Origin of the sequence: Thioclava sediminum (assembly GCF_002020355.1) — a bacterium.
Classification (GTDB): domain Bacteria; phylum Pseudomonadota; class Alphaproteobacteria; order Rhodobacterales; family Rhodobacteraceae; genus Thioclava; species Thioclava sediminum.
The window spans coordinates 271,914-288,208 of sequence record NZ_MPZV01000002.1; the positions used below are offsets into that span (position 1 = coordinate 271,914).

Consider the following 16,295-nt stretch of genomic DNA (forward strand, 5'->3'; position numbering starts at 1 on the left):
CTGCGCGAAATACCGCCAGCAGAAAGAAGCCCGAATGCCGATCGAAAACGTGCACTTCAGCGAACTCGAATATTCCCGCCGGATCGCGCTCGTGCGTGCGGCGATGGCGCAACGCGAGATCGACATTCTCTTCATCACCAACCCCTCGAACCAGTTCTGGCTGACGGGCTATGACGGCTGGTCCTTCTACACGCATCAGGGGGTGATCCTGCCGATGGAAGGCGCGCCCTACTGGTGGGGCCGCTTCATGGATGCCAATGGCGCGCGCCGCACCGTCTGGATGGAGGAGGAGCACATCCTCCATTACAACGACGCGATGGTGCAATCCGACATCATGCACCCGATGGAAGACCTCGCATCGCACCTGCGGATCATGGGCTACGGCAAGGCCCGGATCGGTGTCGAGATGGAGACCTATTTCTACACCGCGAAGGCCCATGCGGTCCTTTATGAAGGGCTGCCCGAGGCCACGCTTCTCGACGCCTCGGTGCTGGTGAACTGGCAACGCCTGATCAAATCCGACGAGGAGTTGCGCTTCATGCGCCGCGCCGCGCGGATTTCCGAACTGGTGATCGAACGCGCGATGGAGCTGGCCGAGCCGGGGCTGCGCAAGCACGATCTGGTGGGCGAGCTCTATCGCACCGCCGTGCAGGGCGAGGAAGACAGCTGGGGCGACTACCCGGCCATCGTACCGATGCTGCCCTCGGGCCCCGATGCCTCCGCCCCGCACCTGACATGGAATGGCGAGGCGCTGAAGGCGGGCGAGGCGACCTTTGTCGAACAATCCGGCTGCTACCGCCGCTATCATGCGCCGCTCTGCCGCACCGTGTTCCTCGGCAAACCGCCGCAACACATGATCGACGCGTCCGAGGCGCTGACCGAGGGGCTGAACGCAGGGATCGAGGTCGCCCGCGCCGGCAACCGTGCCTGCGATATCGCCCGGGCGCTGAATGTAGAACTCGCGAAGGTCGGCATCGAACGGCCCAACCGCGCGGGCTACGCGGTTGGCTGCTCTTACCCGCCCGATTGGGGCGAGCACACCGTCTCGATCCGCGACACCGACGAGACGATACTGGAGCCCGGCATGACCTTCCACTTCATGCCCGGCCTCTGGATGGATCATTGGGGGATGGAGACGACGGAGACCATCGTGATCACCGAGGACGGCCCCGCCATGCCCCTGTGCAACGTCGAGCGCAAACTATTCATCAAGGACTGAGACCATGCGGATCGACACAACCCGCGCGATCCTCTCGGACCTGATCGCCTACCCAACGATTTCGACCGACAGCAACCTGCCGATCATCCATTACATCGCGGACCGGCTGGAAACCGTCGGCGCGGCGGTAGAGGTGATGGTCGACGAGAGCGGCCACAAGGCGAACCTTTTCGCGACACTGGGCGCGCCGCGCGACGGCGGGCTGGTGCTGTCGGGCCATTCGGACGTGGTGCCGGTCACCGATCAGGACTGGACCAGTGATCCGTTCGACATGACCGAGCGTGACGGCAAGCTCTACGGGCGCGGCGCCTGCGACATGAAAGGGTTCATTGCGGCCTGTCTCGGCTCGCTCGATCTGCTGGCCGAAGCCGCGAAAACCCGCCCGATCCATTTCGCCTTCACCCATGACGAGGAGGTCGGCTGTCTGGGCGCGCAGGAGCTGGTGAAGCTGCTCGCGAAACGCCCGGTCAAACCCGCGCTTTGCATAATCGGCGAGCCGACCTCGATGCAGGTGTTCGACGGCAACAAGGGCTGCTGCGAATATACCGTGCGCTTCGAGGGGCTGCCGGGCCACAGCTCCGCCCCCGAGAAGGGCGTGAACGCGGTCGAATACGCGGTGCGCTACATCAACCGCCTGTTCGAGCTGCGCGCCGAACTTGTCAGACGCTGCCCCGAAGGCTCGCGCTTCGACCCGCCGCAGACGACACTCAACGTGGGCGCGCTGAAAGGCGGCATCTCGCATAACGTGATCGCGCCCCGCGCCGAACTGGCCTGGGAGATGCGCCCGATCAACGCCGCCGATATGGAGTTCGTCAAAGGCGAGATCGCGAGCTACGTCGAAGACACGCTGCTGCCCGAGATGCGCGCAATCGCGCCCGAGGCCGGGATCGCTACCGAGACCATCGGCGAGGTCGTGGGGCTCGAGCCGATGGACGACAATGCCGCGCGCGATCTGGTCTTCGCGCTGACCGGCCAGAACCACGCGGGCTGCGTCGCCTTCAACACCGAGGCCGGGCTGTTCCAGTCGCTCGGGATGGATGCGGTGATCTGCGGGCCGGGTTCGATCGAGCAGGCCCACAAGGCCGACGAATTCGTCTCGCTCGAGCAGATGGATCAGGCGCTGACGATGCTGGGAAGGCTCGCCAGCGCCCGAACCTGACCGCTCTTACGCGGCGGCTTGTCGCACAGGGGTGGCGGCGGTCTCGCGGTAATGCGCCTGGGCTGCGGCAACCCCGCTGCCCAGCTTCACCGGCAGGCCGAGATCGACCATCGCCATCTCGGCCGTGACCAGCCCCGAGAGCGCCATCACATCGGTCATCAGGCCCAGATGCCCGATGCGGAACACCTTGCCCGCGACATCGCCCAGCCCGCCCCCGAAGGCCACGCCATAAGTATTCAGCCCCTGCGCCACGATCCGGCCGGCGTCGAACCCATCGGGCGCACGCACCGCGCTGACGCTGTTGGAGTAGAGATCGGGCGAGACGGCGCAAAGCTCCATCCCCCAGGCCGCCACCGCGCGGCGTACGCCTTCCGCGATCCGGGCATGACGGGCGAAGACATTGCCCAGCCCTTCCTCCAGCAGCATGTCGCAGGACGCCTTCAGCCCGTTCAGCATCCCCACGGGCGGCGTGTAGGGGTAGCCATTGGCCGCGTAGCCCGTACGCATGTCGCGAATGTCGAAGAAGCAGCGCGGCAGCTTCGCGCCCTCGACCGCCTCCAGCGCCTTTTGCGAAAAGCCGGTGATGGCGAGGCCCGGCGGCAGCATGAAGCCCTTCTGACTGCCAGTGACCGCAACATCGACGCCCCAGTCATCCATCCGGAACTCCATCGACCCGATCGAGCTGACGCCATCCACGAAGAACAGCGCCGGATGCCCCGCCGCATCCATCGCGCGCCGGATGCCCGCGACATCCGAGGTCACGCCGGTTGCGGTCTCGTTATGTGTGGCGAGCACCGCCTTGATCTGGTGGCCCGTGTCGGCGCCGAGGATGTCCGCGAAGCGCTCGACCGGGATGCCCTCACCCCACGCGACGCTGACCACCTCGACCTCCAGCCCGTAACGCTGGCACATGTCGATCCATTTATGGCTGAACATCCCGTTGCGGCAGGCCAGAACCTTGTCGCCGGGCGAGAGCGTGTTGGTGATCGCCGTCTCCCAGCCGCCGGTGCCGGTCGCGGGGAAGACGAAGGCCTCGCCCGTGGTCGTCTTGAGCACTTTCTTCACACCGTCCAGCGCCGGATGGATGATATCGGCGAAACCGGGGCTGCGATGATCCATCGTCGGGATATCGACGGCTTTGCGTAGCGCCTCGGGGATGTTGGTCGGGCCCGGAATGAAAACGGGATTGAGATGGATCATGACGCCTCCTCCATGTGTCGGAAGCGTTTCTACCATGGCGCGGCTGACGCAGAAATTTTTACGGATCGTGGGCGTTTGCGCCGCGTCAGCCAAGAATTCTTATGGAATTCAGGGCTTTGTTTTTTTCACACAGTGAAATTAGATTTTGCTTTATACTGCGTAAGATATTTCTTTTTGCCGCTCAGAGGTGCGCCCGATGACCACGCCCCGCCGGAAGGGCCGCCCGAAAGGCTTCAACACCGACCCCGCGCAGGGCACGATCCTTGCGTTGGACCGGGCGCTCGACGTGCTGGACCTGCTGGCGCGGCATGGCGGGCTGTCGCTGAGCGCCATCGCGCGCGAGCTGGACCAGTCGCCCGCGACGATGCACCGGGTTCTGGCCACGCTTCATGCCCGCGATTTCGTGGAGCCCGAGGCGCAGGACTGGCATATCGGCCCGGCGGCCTTCCGCATCGGCTCGGCCTTCCTGAGGCGCACCAATGTCTTCGAGCGTGCCCGGCCGCTGATGCAGGATCTGATGCGCGCGACCGGAGAGACGTCAAATCTGGGCGTGGAGCGCGCGGGACAGGTTCTGTTCACTGGGCAGGTGGAGACGCATGATCCGATCCGGGCGTTCTTCCCACCGGGCACGGTCGCGCCGCTGCACGCGTCGGGCATCGGCAAGGCGCTTCTGAGCACCTATGCGCCGGACCGGCTCGACCAGCTCCTCGCGGATTACGATTTCGCGCAGTTCAATGATCGCACCATCGGCGATGCGGAAGCCTTGCGCGCAGAACTGGAGCGGATCACGGCGCAGGGCTACGCGGTGGACGATGAAGAACGCACGCTGGGCATGCGCTGCATCGCCGCGCCGATCTTCGACGCGCATGGCGACGCGGTCGCGGGGATCTCGGTCTCCGGCCCTGTGCAGCGAATTCCCGATAGCCGCCTGCCCGTACTCGGGCACGCGGTCGCTCAGGCCGCGAAAGCGATCAGCCACCGGATCGGCGCGGCTTAATTCAGCCGCTGACCGGTTTTCGGATCGAAGAGATGCAGGTCCTCGGCGTTCACCGAGAGCCGCACCTGCTCCACCGCCTGCTTCTCCATATGCACGCCCGGCAGCGCCGCGGTCATTGCCTCGCCGCGCCCTTCCAGCGTGCCGTGCAGGAGCGTATTCGCGCCCAGCGGCTCGGACAGGGTGACATTTAGCGTCAGCGGCCCGTTGTCATCGGGATGCAGGTGTTCGGGCCGGATCCCGAGGCTGACCGGGCGATCGGGCAGATCGGTCGGGCCGAGCGTGACATGGCCCAGCATCACCTGACCGGCGCGCACCTCGGCGTCGATGACATTCATCGACGGGCTGCCGATGAACTGCGCTGCGAAGATCGTCACGGGGCGTTCATAGACTTCGAGCGGCGTGCCGATCTGCTCGGCCACGCCGCCGTTCATCACGATCATCCGGTCGGCCATGGTCATCGCCTCGACCTGATCGTGGGTCACATAGAGCGCGGTCACGCCGAGCTTGCGCTGCAGCTCGCGGATTTCGACGCGCATCTGCACCCGCAGCTTGGCGTCGAGGTTCGACAGCGGCTCGTCGAACAGGAAGACCGAGGGCTCGCGCACGATGGCGCGGCCCATCGCCACCCGCTGACGCTGCCCGCCCGACAGTTCGCGCGGCTTGCGCTCGAGATAGTCCGACAGCTGCAGCAGCTTCGCCGCCTCGTCGACGCGTCGCTTGATCTCCGACTTCGCCATGCCCGCGATTTTCAGCCCATAGCCCATGTTCTGACGCACCGACATATGCGGGTAGAGCGCGTAGTTCTGGAACACCATCGCGATGTCGCGGTCCATCGGCTCGCGCTCGTTCACGCGGGCCTCGCCGATGCGGATCTCGCCCTCGGAGATGCTCTCCAGCCCCGCGACCATGCGCAGAAGCGTCGATTTCCCGCAGCCGGACGGACCGACGATGACGATGAATTCGCCATCCTGGATGTCGATCGAGACCCCGTGCAGAACCTCGGTCTTGCCGAAACGTTTCTTGATATTTTCGAGTTCAACGGTCGCCATTGTCTGCCCTTATTTCTCGCTGTCCACGAGGCCGCGAATGAAGAGTTTCTGCATCGAGATCACCACGATCACCGGCGGGATCATCGCGAGGATCGAGGTCGCCATGATGACCGGCCAATCTGCGATATCGTCGCCCGACGGGAACATCTGCTTGAGCCCCATGACGATGGTGTTCATCTCGGGATTGGTGGTGATGAGAAGCGGCCAGAGATACTGGTTCCAGCCATAGATGAAGAGGATCACGAAGAGCGCCGCGATATTCGTGCGGCTCATCGGCAGCAGGATATCGAAGAAGAAGCGCATCGGGCGCGCGCCGTCGACGCGCGCAGCCTCGGCCAGCTCGTCGGGCACCGTCAGGAAGAACTGCCGGAACAGGAAGGTCGCCGTGGCCGACGCGATCAGGGGCAGGATCAGGCCGGAATAGCTATTGAGCATCCCGAAGCCCGCCACGACTTCGTAGGTCGGCACGATCCGCACCTCGACCGGCAGCATCAGCGTGATGAAGATCATCCAGAAGAAGAAGCGCCGCCCCGGAAAGCGGAAATAGACGATCGCGAAGGCCGACAAGAGCGAGATCGCGATCTTGCCGAGCGCGATCCCCAGCGCCATCACCAGCGAGTTCACCAGCATCGTCGCGACCGGCACGTTCACCCCGGAGAACAGCGCATCCGAGTAGTTCTGGATCAGGTGCGAGCCCGGCATCACCGGCATCGGCGCCTGCGCGATCTCTTGCTGGGTATGGGTCGAGGCCACGAAGGCCAGCCAGATCGGGAAGAAGATCACCAGCACGCCCACGATCATGAGCACATGGGTCAGCCACAGACCGGAGCCGCGCTTTTCCACCATGCCCGGGGGCGGTTCGTTGTGCATGTCAGCCATCAGTAATGCACCCGCTTCTCGACGAATTTGAATTGCAGCACCGTCAGGAAGCCCACGACCACGAGCAGCACCACGGATTGAGCGGCGGAGCTGCCGAGATCCTGACCGACGAACCCGTCGGCGTAGACCTTGTAGACGAGGATCGTAGTGGCCTGTTGCGGCCCGCCGGACGTGATCGTGTGGATCACGCCGAAGGTCTCGAAGAAGGCGTAGACGATGTTGACGACCAGCAGGAAGAAGGTCGTGGGCGACAAGAGCGGCAGCACGATCGTGAAGAAGCGCCGCCAGAACCGCGCCCCGTCGATCGCCGCCGCCTCGATCACCGATTTCGGCACCGCTTGCAGCGCCGCGAAATAGAACAGGAAGTTGTAGCTGATCCGCCCCCAGGCCGACGCCACGACGACAAGCCCCATCGCCTCATGCTCGTTGAGCACATGGTTCCAGTCGTAACCCATCTGGTTGAGATAGAAGGCGACCACACCGATCCGCGTGTTGAACATGAAGAGCCACAGCACACCGGCCACCGCGGGCGCGACCGCATAGGGCCAGATTAGCAGCGTGCGATAGGTCCCCGCCCCTTTGACGAGCCGATCCGCCAGCACCGCGAGGAACAGCGCCGGGATCATCGAGACCAGTGTCACGAGGGTCGAGAACACCGCCGTCGTCACGAAGGACGCGCGGTAATAGGGGTCGTTGAACAGGTATTCGAAATTTCCGAGGCCCACATATTGCATCGACAGGCCGAACGGATCGGGGATGAACAGCGATTGCCACACCGCCTCGCCCGCCGGGTAGAAGAAGAACACGCCCGAGACGATCAACTGCGGCGCAAGCAGCAGCATCGGCAAGAGCCAGCCCTTGAAGGTTACGCGTTTTTCCATATCGGGATCGGGGCCTTCGAATAGAAATAGCCGCGGGCAGGTTTCCCCCGCCCGCGGCCGGATTTGGGTTAGCGGTTGGCTTGCTCGAAGCGGCGCAGCAGCTGGTTGCCACGCTCCACCGCGTTGTCGAGCGCGTCCTGAGCGGTCTTGTCACCGGCCCAGACAGCTTCCAGTTCCTCGTCGATGATGCCGCGGATCTGGTCGAAGTTGCCCAGACGGATGCCCTTCGAGTTCTCGGTCGGCGCATTCGCGGTCATCTGCTTCACAGCCACATCGGTGCCGGGGTTCGCGTCATAGAAGCCCTGCTCGCGGGTCAGATCAGCCGCGGCCTTGGTGATCGGCAGGTAGCCGGTGTCCTGGTGCCACTTCGCCTGCACTTCCGGCGAGGAGAGATAGCTCAGGAATTCGGCGACACCCTTGTAATGGCTGTCATCCTTGCCCGACATCACCCAAAGCGAAGCGCCCCCGATGATGGTGTTCTGCGGCGCACCGTCCACGTCACCCCAATAGGGCAGCGGGTGCACTTCGAAGTTGAACTTGGCTTCGGACTTGATGCCCGCGTACCCGGCCGAGCTCTCGGTGAAGAGCGCGCAGGTGCCAGCGCGGAAATCGGCGCCGCCTTCGTTGCGGCGGCCCTTGTAGATGAACTCACCCTTCTTGGCCCAGTCACCCAGCGTCTGGATATGCTTGACCTGAACGGGGCCGTTGAATTCCAGCTTCGCGTCGAGACCGGCGAAGCCGTTCTCTTGGCTGGCGAACGGGACGTTGTGATAGGCCGAGAGGTTCTCGAGCTGGATCCAGCTCTGCCATGCGGTGGTCATCGGGCAATCGACGCCCGAAGCCTTCAGCTGGTCGAGCACCTTGCCGACATCTTCCCAGGTGGTCAGCGGCGCATCCTTGGCCACGCCTGCCTCGTCGAGCATGTCGCGGTTGACCCAGAGAACCGGCGTCGAGGAGTTGAAGGGCAGCGACAGCATCTTGCCGTCGGTGGTGGTGTAGTAGCCCTTCACCGCGCCGATATAATCGTCGGGATTGAAGTCGACGCCCGCGTCTTCCATCACCTGATAGACCGGCTTGATCGCGCCCTTGGCGGCCATCATCGTCGCCGTGCCGACCTCAAACACCATCAGGATGTCGGGCTGCTCACCGGCGCGGAACGCCGCGATCCCGGCGTTCAGCGTTTCCGAGTAGTTACCCTTGTTGGTCGCCACGACCTCATACTGGTCCTGGCTGGCATTGAAGTCCTTGACCTGCTGATCGACGAGCTCGCCGAGACGGCCGGTAAAGGCGTGCCAGAACTGGATTTCCGTCGCCGCATTGGCCGTGAAGGGCGCAATGAGCGAGGCCGACGCAAGCGCCGCACCGAGTGCAAAATTCTTCATGTCTTCCTCCCATATGTAGCGGGATTCATTGTTGGATGGATCTGAGGCCCCGTGCGAAGCCTCCGCGCTACGCGGCGTAGTGTGCGGATGTAACAGGAACAAAACAAGAGAGTGATTTCGTTTTCGCTTTCACGCTCGGTCGCGTTACCCGATGCGGAGCCGTGCCTCCTCAATCCCTATTTTTCATAGGAATTTCGAAGTTTCTCGAAGTTAGGCCGATCCATTGCTCACGATTTTGTGAAGCGCATTTTTGCGCGCTTCGACCAAAACCGAACAAAAACCGACAGCACCGCGCAACGTCCGAGCATGTTTCGCCCCACCCCCGCCGCGCTTTGCCGAATCCCTCCGATTTGCTAGCCTGCTGAAATGGTTCAACTCGGTTCGGATCATCGTCATGTTCTTTGCGTCGTATCAGTTTTCTGCCTTTCCGATCCTTGCCGCCGCAGGGATCGCCCTCGCATCGACGGGCATCGCTTATGCCCAAAGCTCCGGTGAAGGTCCCGCCCTGCGATGGGATCAGGCCGAATGCCTGCGCGATCATGCAACCGACTACCTCGAGCAACGGGCATTCCCGTCAATCCTCTTCGTGGGCTTCTGTAAGGACGGGGTTTTCGACCCCACCGCAGCGGAGATCGCACAGGGAACGAGCCGCAATTCCGCCATCGACTCGGAAGGTCTGCCGCGGTTGCAATCCGGCGCGGTCATCCCCGCCAATCCCAAAGCTGCAGTGCTCGTGTTGACCCGTGCGCAGCTCGAATGCCTGCGCGACAGCTTCGACAGCGTCGCGCGCAAGCAGGTCGCGAAACTCGACGAGACGACCGAAATTCCGGTGGCCGAGCTTGATTTCTCGGGATGCCCGCAGTGAGCGCGGGGCAAACGCCGCCCGCTACCGCAGACGCCCCCAATGTGCCCTCCGACGCGCCTGAAACGGATACGACCGCCCCGCCCGAAGTCGCGTCCAACACGGCCATGAGCCTCCGGGATAAGATCGAGATGGGCTCCTGGATCGCCACGATAGCTGCCCTCGTCTTCACCGCCGGGCAAATCTACCAATGGCGCGAGGACCGGAAGGCCGATCTCTCGCTCGAGATGGTGGCTAGGTTTTCCGACCTCGAATATGCAGGAAGCGCCCGCCGCGAACTTGCGCAGTTCTGGTGGCAGAACTCGGACGCCCTAGCCAAAGTCACAGCGATCAAAGGCGGCATTCCTCCCGCGCAGCGGCAAAAATTTCTTGAGCTGTTGTTCCAGAAACGCCCTCCCGTGAAGCGTCAGGAGCAATTCGCGGCCGTGTCAGAGATGGCGAATTTCTTCGATCAGGTCGAGCTGTGCATCGCGACGAAACGCTGCGACGCACAGATCGCGACGGACTACTTCTGCGGCTACGCCGCGAATTTCGCCGACCTCTACCAAGGCCCGCTCACCCAAGTGCGCGAAACCTTCGGTACTTCCGGGCTCGGGACCGGCCTGCAGCACTTCGTGGAGGCCCGATGCGACGACTGATCCCAGCCCTCGCCCTGCTGAGCACTCTCACTTTCGCGCCGACTTCCCAAGCAGCCGACATCTACTGGGCACCGCCGATTACCGACGAATTCGTGCTTCCTTTCGGGGAGGAAGCGTTTGGGGATGCCATTCACGCGGGCGACAGTTTCGACTTCAAGGATTACCTGCACATTCGGATCGAGGGGGAGATCGAGACCGGGGACGCGGAGAAGTTCAGTGAGGTCGTAGCGGAGCACGCCAGCGAGATTTTCAACCAGAGCCAATCTCTTGGCGTGAACGAGAAGAACGTCGTGGTGTCACTCAATAGCGAAGGTGGCGACTTCTACGCAGGGCTAAAGCTCTCCGACCAGATCGTGGGATTCGAGACCTATGTCGGCAAGGGCGATCAGTGCCTATCCGCCTGCGCAATCGCGTTCCTGGGTGGCTCTGTCCGCATGGCCCGCGGCGCGAAAGAAATGCCGATCCGGCATATTCACTCCGAAGCTGTTGTTGGCTTTCACGCCCCATTTTCCAGCATTACGAGCGCAATTCAGGTGTCGGATGGCACGCCATTCTCGAAAGAACTCAGTAAGCTCATCGCAAATCAGTTTTACGCTCAGGCCCAAGATGCGATCAACGAGATCACCAAACGGATGAGCGCTTGGGAACTCGCCCCGGATTTCGTCTTCGCGATGATCGGAAAGAAATATCGTCAAGACGATGAGCGTCCGTTGGCTGAGCAGTATCTGCTTCTGAACAATGTCGCGGCATTGAAGGCCACCAAGACGACACTTGTGGCCGATCGCATGACTTATCCCGCGCAGATCGGATTGCTCGGGGCATTCAACGCCTGCACCTATGTGGTATTCGAAAACACCGGCGGAGAAGCCTGGTTCGACGCGCCTTGGGACTCGGTCGCGCACGGAAGCTACGACGTTCCACCGACCGGGGCGTTGATTCCCACGAACGTGAAGCGCTCAGGCGGCCCGCTGCCGCGCCTCGAAGTGGACGGTTACTCGCGCACATTTCTACCGCCGGAAGGCGATGACGTGTATTTCTTCCAGAACATGATGCTGCGAACCGGTCGTATGGATTGTACAGTCTTCCGGAAGCCGGATGGCGATTGGTATGTGCAGACCTATTCCCCCGACATTCATTCCCCGAACTTCCCCGAGGACCGGCGACGCGAGATACTCGACTATAATGCCCCCTATCCGATCAGCAATTTCACCATACTCGGTCCCTACAGCGTCTGGAATAACTTCCCCGCGATTGAACCCGCCGAATGGATCGCGCGGATCCTGAACAAATTCCCCGATGTCACCGGCCCCAGCTTCGACTGCACTGGCAAGCTAGATCCGGCGGCGGAGGTGATTTGCCTGATCCGCCCGCTTGGACAGCTAGACGGGTTGCTGGGCAAGCTTTACGGACAGGCCGTCGAAAGGGACGCAAAGGCCACGAAGCAAAGCCAGCGAGGCTGGCTGAGCGTCCGCGACCGTGCCTGCCGCCCCGGGCTCATCGACACCAACGATCCGCTGCAATTCCGCAACCTGATAGATTGCTTGACCTTCTTCTACGAAAAGCGGCTGGAACAGCTCGACCAGATCGCGCAGGCCAATTAACCGCCATAGCGGAAATCGCGCACATGCGCGGGCATCTCGACGGCGTCGAGATTGCGCGGATCGGGGATCGGGTCGCCCACCTCCATACGGATCGGGATCACCCCGGCCCAAATCGGCAGCGCGTAATCCTCCTCGTCGTCGCTAGGCCCACCGGTCCGGATCTTCGCCGCGCCCTCGGCGATCTCCATCCCCAGCACGGTCGTCGCTTTCAGATCCTGCGTGTGATCGGGACGCAGCATCTCGTAGCGGCCCGGATAGAGATGGTTCACGAAATTGCCGAGCTTTTGCAGCTTCTCGGTCGGGTCCTCCACCTTGAATGCTGTCCCAAAGAGCATCACCGAGCGCGTGTTCAGCGAATGATGCATACCCGAGCGCGCCAGCACCAACCCGTCGAGGATCGACACCGTCAGACAGACCTCGGCCTGCGTCTCGCTGCGCAGCGCGCGGCTCGCGGAAGAACCGTGCCAATAGACGTGATTGCCCTCGCGCCATTGCATGGTCGGCGTCACGTAAGGCCTGCCATCGCGGACATAGCCCACATGGCACATCGGCTGCGCATCGAGGATCGCGTTGATCGTATCGCGGTCGAAATGGCCGCGCTCATGCAGACGGCGCAGGCGGGAACGGTCGGTCACGGGAAGGGTCTCGGTCATGGGCGTCTCTATTAAAGCGGGTCAATCTTGTCCCGGCAGCGATACCGCCCTATTGGATAGGAAAACATGTCCAGTTTCGCCAAAATGCACCAGTCCAATCTGAACGCCTCTCTTTTCGGCCTGTCGCTTGATCGGCACTCCGGCGTGCCGCTGCACGCGCAGCTGACGCAAGCGCTGCGCGAGATGCTGCGCGCCGATCCCGCCGCAGCCGGAGAGCGCCTGCCGCCAAGCCGCGCTCTGGCCGAGGAGCTGTCGGTCTCGCGCATGACAGTGACCACCGCCTACGATCAGCTGATCGCCGAGGGCTATCTGAGCACCCGCCCCAGCGGCGGCACCTATGTGGCCGAGGACCTGCCCCATCTCGCACCGCCCGCGCCGCGGGACGCCTCACATTCGCAGCCGCACGCGGCACAGACGTGGCTACCCTTTCAGCCCGGCCTGCCCGATCAGGCGCTGTTCCCGCACAGGCTCTGGGCGCGCCACCTCGAGAGGGCATGGCGCAACCCCGATCCCGCGCTTCTTGACCGGCCTGACCCGTTCGGCTGGCCCTCGCTGCGGCAGGCGATCCGCGACCACCTCGCGGCATGGCGCGGCCTCGACTGCGCGACCGAACAGGTGGTGATCACCGGCGGTGCGTGGGACGGGTTCGACCTGATCGCGCGGGCGGCGCTGCCCCCCGGCGCGCTGATGGCGACCGAAGATCCCGGCTGGGCGACGATGGGCCATGTGCTGGCCGCAAGCGGGATCACCGAGCGCCCGGTGCGCATCGACGCCGAGGGGCTCGACCCCGCCGATCTGCCGCCCGAGACCCGCGCGGTCACCATCACCCCCTCGCGCCATTTCCCGACCGGGATCGCGATGCCGCTGACGCGCAGGCTGGCACTGCTTGACTGGGCGCGCGAGCGCGATGCATTGATCGTCGAGGATGATTACGACAGCGAGTTCCGCTATCGCGGCCAGCCGCTGCCGGCGCTGGCGGGGCTCGATGGGTTGCAGCGCGTGATCTATATGGGCAGCTTCTCGAAACTGCTCAGCCCGGCGCTGCGGATCGGCTATCTCGTGCTGCCCGAGCGGCTGGTGACCCCGATGCGAACGGCGATTGCGACGACCGGATCGCGGGTCTCGATGGTTCCGCAACCAGCGCTGGCGAGCTTCATGGCGAGCGGCGAATTCGCGACCCATCTGCGGCGGATGCGGCGCCATTACGCGAAGCGCCAGCGTTACCTGCTGAGCGAACTGGCGGGGCTGGAGGACTATCTCCAGCTTCAGCCCGACCCGTCGGGAATGCATCTCTGCGCAGGCCTCGGCCCGGCCCTCGCCCCCTTCGGCGACCGTGCGATATCCGAACGTGCAAAGGCAGAAGGTCTCACGCTGCGGGCGCTATCGTCCCACGCCCGCCTGCCCGGCGCGCCACAGGGACTTCTGTTGGGTTATGCCGCCTTCGACGAACGGGCGCTAAGCACCGCCGCAAACACGCTGCGCACCCTGCTAAAGACGCTTTAGCAGATACGCGGCAACTGCTCGCCCACCAGCATATCGACGATGCGCTGACCTCCGAACGCCGTCGTCATTCGCACCTGCTTATGCCCCCCGACCGCACGGCCCACGATCACTGCACCGGACCCTTCGGGGCGCGCGCGCATCGCGGCCAGCGCCGCCTCGGCCTCGGCCTCGGGCACGAAGACCACGAGCCGCCCCTCATTGGCCAGATACAAAGGATCGAGCCCGAGGATCTCGCACATCCCCACGACCTCGGTGCGCAGCGGCAACGCATCCTCCTCAATCTCGATCCCGCAACCCGCAGCCTCCGCAATTTCGTTAAGCGCCGAGGCCAACCCGCCCCGCGTCAGATCGCGTGCGGCTTTCGCGCCCGGTGCCACCGCCAGCACATCCGCCATCAGATGCCCCAGAGCGGCGCAATCGCTCTCGATCGCGCTCGACAGCGCCAGATCGCCGCGCGCGGCAAGGATCGTCGCGCCATGATCGCCCAGCACCCCGTTCACGATCGCCACATCGCCGGGCGCGACCAGTCCTGCGGCCATCTCGACCCCACCGGGGATCACGCCGACGCCCGCCGTGGTGACGAACACCCCGTCACAGGCCCCGCGCCCGACCACCTTGGTATCGCCGGTGACGATCTTCACGCCCGCCGCCTCCGCCTCGCGCGCCATCGTCGCCACGATCCGGCGCAGAAGCGCGATCTCGGTGCCTTCCTCGATGATAAAGGCCGCCGAGAGCCAGAGCGGTGTCGCGCCGCCCACAGCCAGATCGTTCACCGTGCCGCAAACCGCGATCTTGCCGATATCGCCGCCCGGAAACTCGATCGGCGTGACGACATAGCTATCGGTCGTAAAGGCCAGCCGCGCGCCGGGCTCGGCCAGCGCCTCGGCCTGCAAACGCGCCTGATCTTCCATGCCGGGCGGCGCGAAGACCGAAGTGAACACCTCCTCGATCAGATCCCGCATCGCCTTGCCGCCGCCGCCATGGGCCAGCGTCACCCGCTCGTCGCGCAAAGCCATTCTACCTACCTTCGCCTTGGTCCAAATATCCCGGGGGAGCGGCAAAGCCGCGGGGGCGGAGCCCCTTCTTCCCTAACCTTTTCTCGCCCTCCGGCGACGGGGGCAGCGCCCCCTTACTCCGCCGGCTCGACAGCGCGCGCGCCGCCATATTGCCAATAGGCCGCACAGGCCCCTTCGGAGCTGACCATCAGTGCGCCAAGCGGCATTTCCGGCGTGCAGCCGCGCCCGAATTGCGGACAGTCCACCGGCTTCATCCGCCCCGTCATCACCTGCCCGCAGGCGCAACCCTCGGCCTCTTCGACCTCGCGCCGACCGGTGGCATAGCCAATGCCGAACTTCTCCTCGGCGTCATAGGCTTCGTATTGCGCACGGATGCGCAGCCCCGACTTGTCGATCTCGCCCAGACCGCGCCACTCGAAGGACGGCCGCGTCTCGTAGACATCGTCGATCGCGGCAAGGCTCACCGGATTGCCATGCTCGGGCACGACGCGGGCATATTGGTTCTCGACCTCGGCGCGGCCCTCCGCGATCTGGCGCAGCACCATCAGTACTGATTGCAGCAAGTCGAGCGGTTCGAAGCCTGCCACCGCGATGGGCTTGCCGTAATCCTGCGCGATGAAATCGTAAGGATGGATGCCGATCACCATCGAGACATGACCGGGCCCAATGAAGCCATCAAGGCACATATGCGGATCATCCAGCAGCGCCTTGATCGGCTCGGGCACGGTGATGTGATTGCAGAACACACTGAAATTGCCTAAGCCCTCGCGCGCGGCCTGCTGGATCGCAAGCGCCGTGGAGGGGGTCGTGGTCTCGAACCCCAAGCCGAAGAACACCACTTCGCGCTCGGGGTTACGGCGCGCCAGTTCCAGCGCGTCGAGCGGCGAATAGACCATGCGGATATCCGCGCCATCGGCCTTCGCCTGCAGCAGCGATTTCTTCGTGCCCGGCACGCGCATCGCATCGCCGAAAGTGGTGAAGATCACGCCCTCCCGCTCGGCGATCTCGATACATTCATCGACGCGGGCACGCGGCAGCACGCAGACCGGGCAGCCGGGGCCGTGGATGAACTCGATGCCCTCATGGACCAGCTTGTCGAGACCGTAGCGGAAGATCGAATGGGTATGCCCGCCGCAGACCTCCATGATGTGAACGGGCTTGTCCTTCGTCGCGCCGATCTGATCGGCCACCTTCGCGATCTCGGCCAGCAGCACCTTGGCGGCTTTCGGATCGCGGAATTCGGATGCGAATTTCAT

The 16,295-nt window shown here is 63.8% G+C and carries 15 protein-coding genes; 7 read left to right on the plus strand and 8 right to left on the minus strand.

Annotation, left to right across the window (positions count from 1 at the left end; all coding sequences use genetic code 11):
• The first annotated feature begins 34 nt into the window (after window positions 1-34).
• Together BMI91_RS08535 and argE are read left to right on the plus strand one after the other, a co-directional pair.
• Window positions 35-1,219, plus strand: a complete 1,185-nt coding sequence (locus BMI91_RS08535; protein WP_078604661.1) for a M24 family metallopeptidase — start codon at window positions 35-37, stop codon at window positions 1,217-1,219.
• 4 nt (window positions 1,220-1,223) lie between these two features.
• Window positions 1,224-2,378 (plus strand): acetylornithine deacetylase, encoded by a 1,155-nt coding sequence (gene argE / locus BMI91_RS08540; RefSeq protein ID WP_078604662.1) that lies wholly within the window; start codon window positions 1,224-1,226, stop codon window positions 2,376-2,378.
• Between the two features lie 6 nt (window positions 2,379-2,384).
• On the opposite strand, the gene bhcA is transcribed toward argE, so the two are convergent.
• Window positions 2,385-3,578: an L-aspartate--glyoxylate aminotransferase BhcA gene (gene bhcA / locus BMI91_RS08545; protein WP_078604663.1), complete on the minus strand. Its 1,194-nt coding sequence runs from the start codon at window positions 3,576-3,578 to the stop codon at window positions 2,385-2,387.
• A 196-nt stretch (window positions 3,579-3,774) separates the two neighbouring features.
• Here bhcA and bhcR point away from each other — a divergent pair, with 196 nt between their 5' ends.
• Entirely contained in the window at window positions 3,775-4,575 is an 801-nt protein-coding gene (bhcR, locus tag BMI91_RS08550) for an HTH-type transcriptional regulator BhcR (protein ID WP_078604664.1), read from the plus strand.
• On the opposite strand, the gene BMI91_RS08555 is transcribed toward bhcR, so the two are convergent.
• From BMI91_RS08555 to ugpB, 4 genes are all read right to left on the minus strand, one after another.
• Complete coding sequence (locus BMI91_RS08555) at window positions 4,572-5,624, minus strand: ABC transporter ATP-binding protein (RefSeq protein WP_078604665.1); 1,053 nt, start codon at window positions 5,622-5,624, stop codon at window positions 4,572-4,574. The genes bhcR and BMI91_RS08555 overlap by 4 nt on opposite strands.
• A gap of 9 nt (window positions 5,625-5,633) precedes the next feature.
• Entirely contained in the window at window positions 5,634-6,470 is an 837-nt protein-coding gene (gene ugpE, locus BMI91_RS08560) for a sn-glycerol-3-phosphate ABC transporter permease UgpE (protein ID WP_078605102.1), read from the minus strand.
• A gap of 32 nt (window positions 6,471-6,502) precedes the next feature.
• Window positions 6,503-7,384 (minus strand): sn-glycerol-3-phosphate ABC transporter permease UgpA, encoded by an 882-nt coding sequence (gene ugpA / locus BMI91_RS08565; RefSeq protein WP_078520423.1) that lies wholly within the window; start codon window positions 7,382-7,384, stop codon window positions 6,503-6,505.
• Window positions 7,385-7,452: 68 nt separating this feature from the next.
• The gene (ugpB, locus tag BMI91_RS08570) at window positions 7,453-8,766 is read right to left on the minus strand and encodes a sn-glycerol-3-phosphate ABC transporter substrate-binding protein UgpB (protein WP_078569990.1); all 1,314 of its coding nucleotides are present in this window, start codon (window positions 8,764-8,766) and stop codon (window positions 7,453-7,455) included.
• 394 nt (window positions 8,767-9,160) lie between these two features.
• On the opposite strand from ugpB, the gene BMI91_RS08575 reads away from it, so the two are divergent.
• From BMI91_RS08575 to BMI91_RS08585, 3 genes are all read left to right on the plus strand, one after another.
• Window positions 9,161-9,631 carry a hypothetical protein gene (locus tag BMI91_RS08575; RefSeq protein WP_078604666.1) on the plus strand — a complete coding sequence of 157 codons (471 nt, stop codon included), beginning with the start codon at window positions 9,161-9,163 and terminating at the stop codon, window positions 9,629-9,631.
• Between the two features lie 104 nt (window positions 9,632-9,735).
• Window positions 9,736-10,266, plus strand: a complete 531-nt coding sequence (locus BMI91_RS08580; protein WP_146684030.1) for a hypothetical protein — start codon at window positions 9,736-9,738, stop codon at window positions 10,264-10,266.
• Window positions 10,254-11,867, plus strand: a complete 1,614-nt coding sequence (locus BMI91_RS08585; protein WP_078604668.1) for a hypothetical protein — start codon at window positions 10,254-10,256, stop codon at window positions 11,865-11,867. Before BMI91_RS08580 ends, BMI91_RS08585 begins: the two co-directional genes overlap by 13 nt.
• Here the strand turns inward: BMI91_RS08585 and BMI91_RS08590 are convergent.
• On the minus strand, window positions 11,864-12,520 hold the full coding sequence (locus BMI91_RS08590; protein ID WP_078604669.1) for a pyridoxamine 5'-phosphate oxidase family protein: 657 nt from the start codon (window positions 12,518-12,520) through the stop codon (window positions 11,864-11,866). The genes BMI91_RS08585 and BMI91_RS08590 overlap by 4 nt on opposite strands.
• Before the next feature lie 66 nt (window positions 12,521-12,586).
• Between BMI91_RS08590 and pdxR the strand changes: the two genes are divergently transcribed.
• Entirely contained in the window at window positions 12,587-14,023 is a 1,437-nt protein-coding gene (pdxR, locus tag BMI91_RS08595) for a MocR-like pyridoxine biosynthesis transcription factor PdxR (RefSeq protein ID WP_078604670.1), read from the plus strand.
• Here pdxR and hypE read toward each other — a convergent pair.
• A complete protein-coding gene (gene hypE, locus BMI91_RS08600) occupies window positions 14,020-15,039 on the minus strand; it encodes a hydrogenase expression/formation protein HypE (RefSeq protein WP_078604671.1) in 1,020 nt (339 codons plus the stop codon). The genes pdxR and hypE overlap by 4 nt on opposite strands.
• 113 nt (window positions 15,040-15,152) lie before the next feature.
• Entirely contained in the window at window positions 15,153-16,295 is a 1,143-nt protein-coding gene (hypD, locus tag BMI91_RS08605; RefSeq protein WP_078604672.1) for a hydrogenase formation protein HypD, read from the minus strand.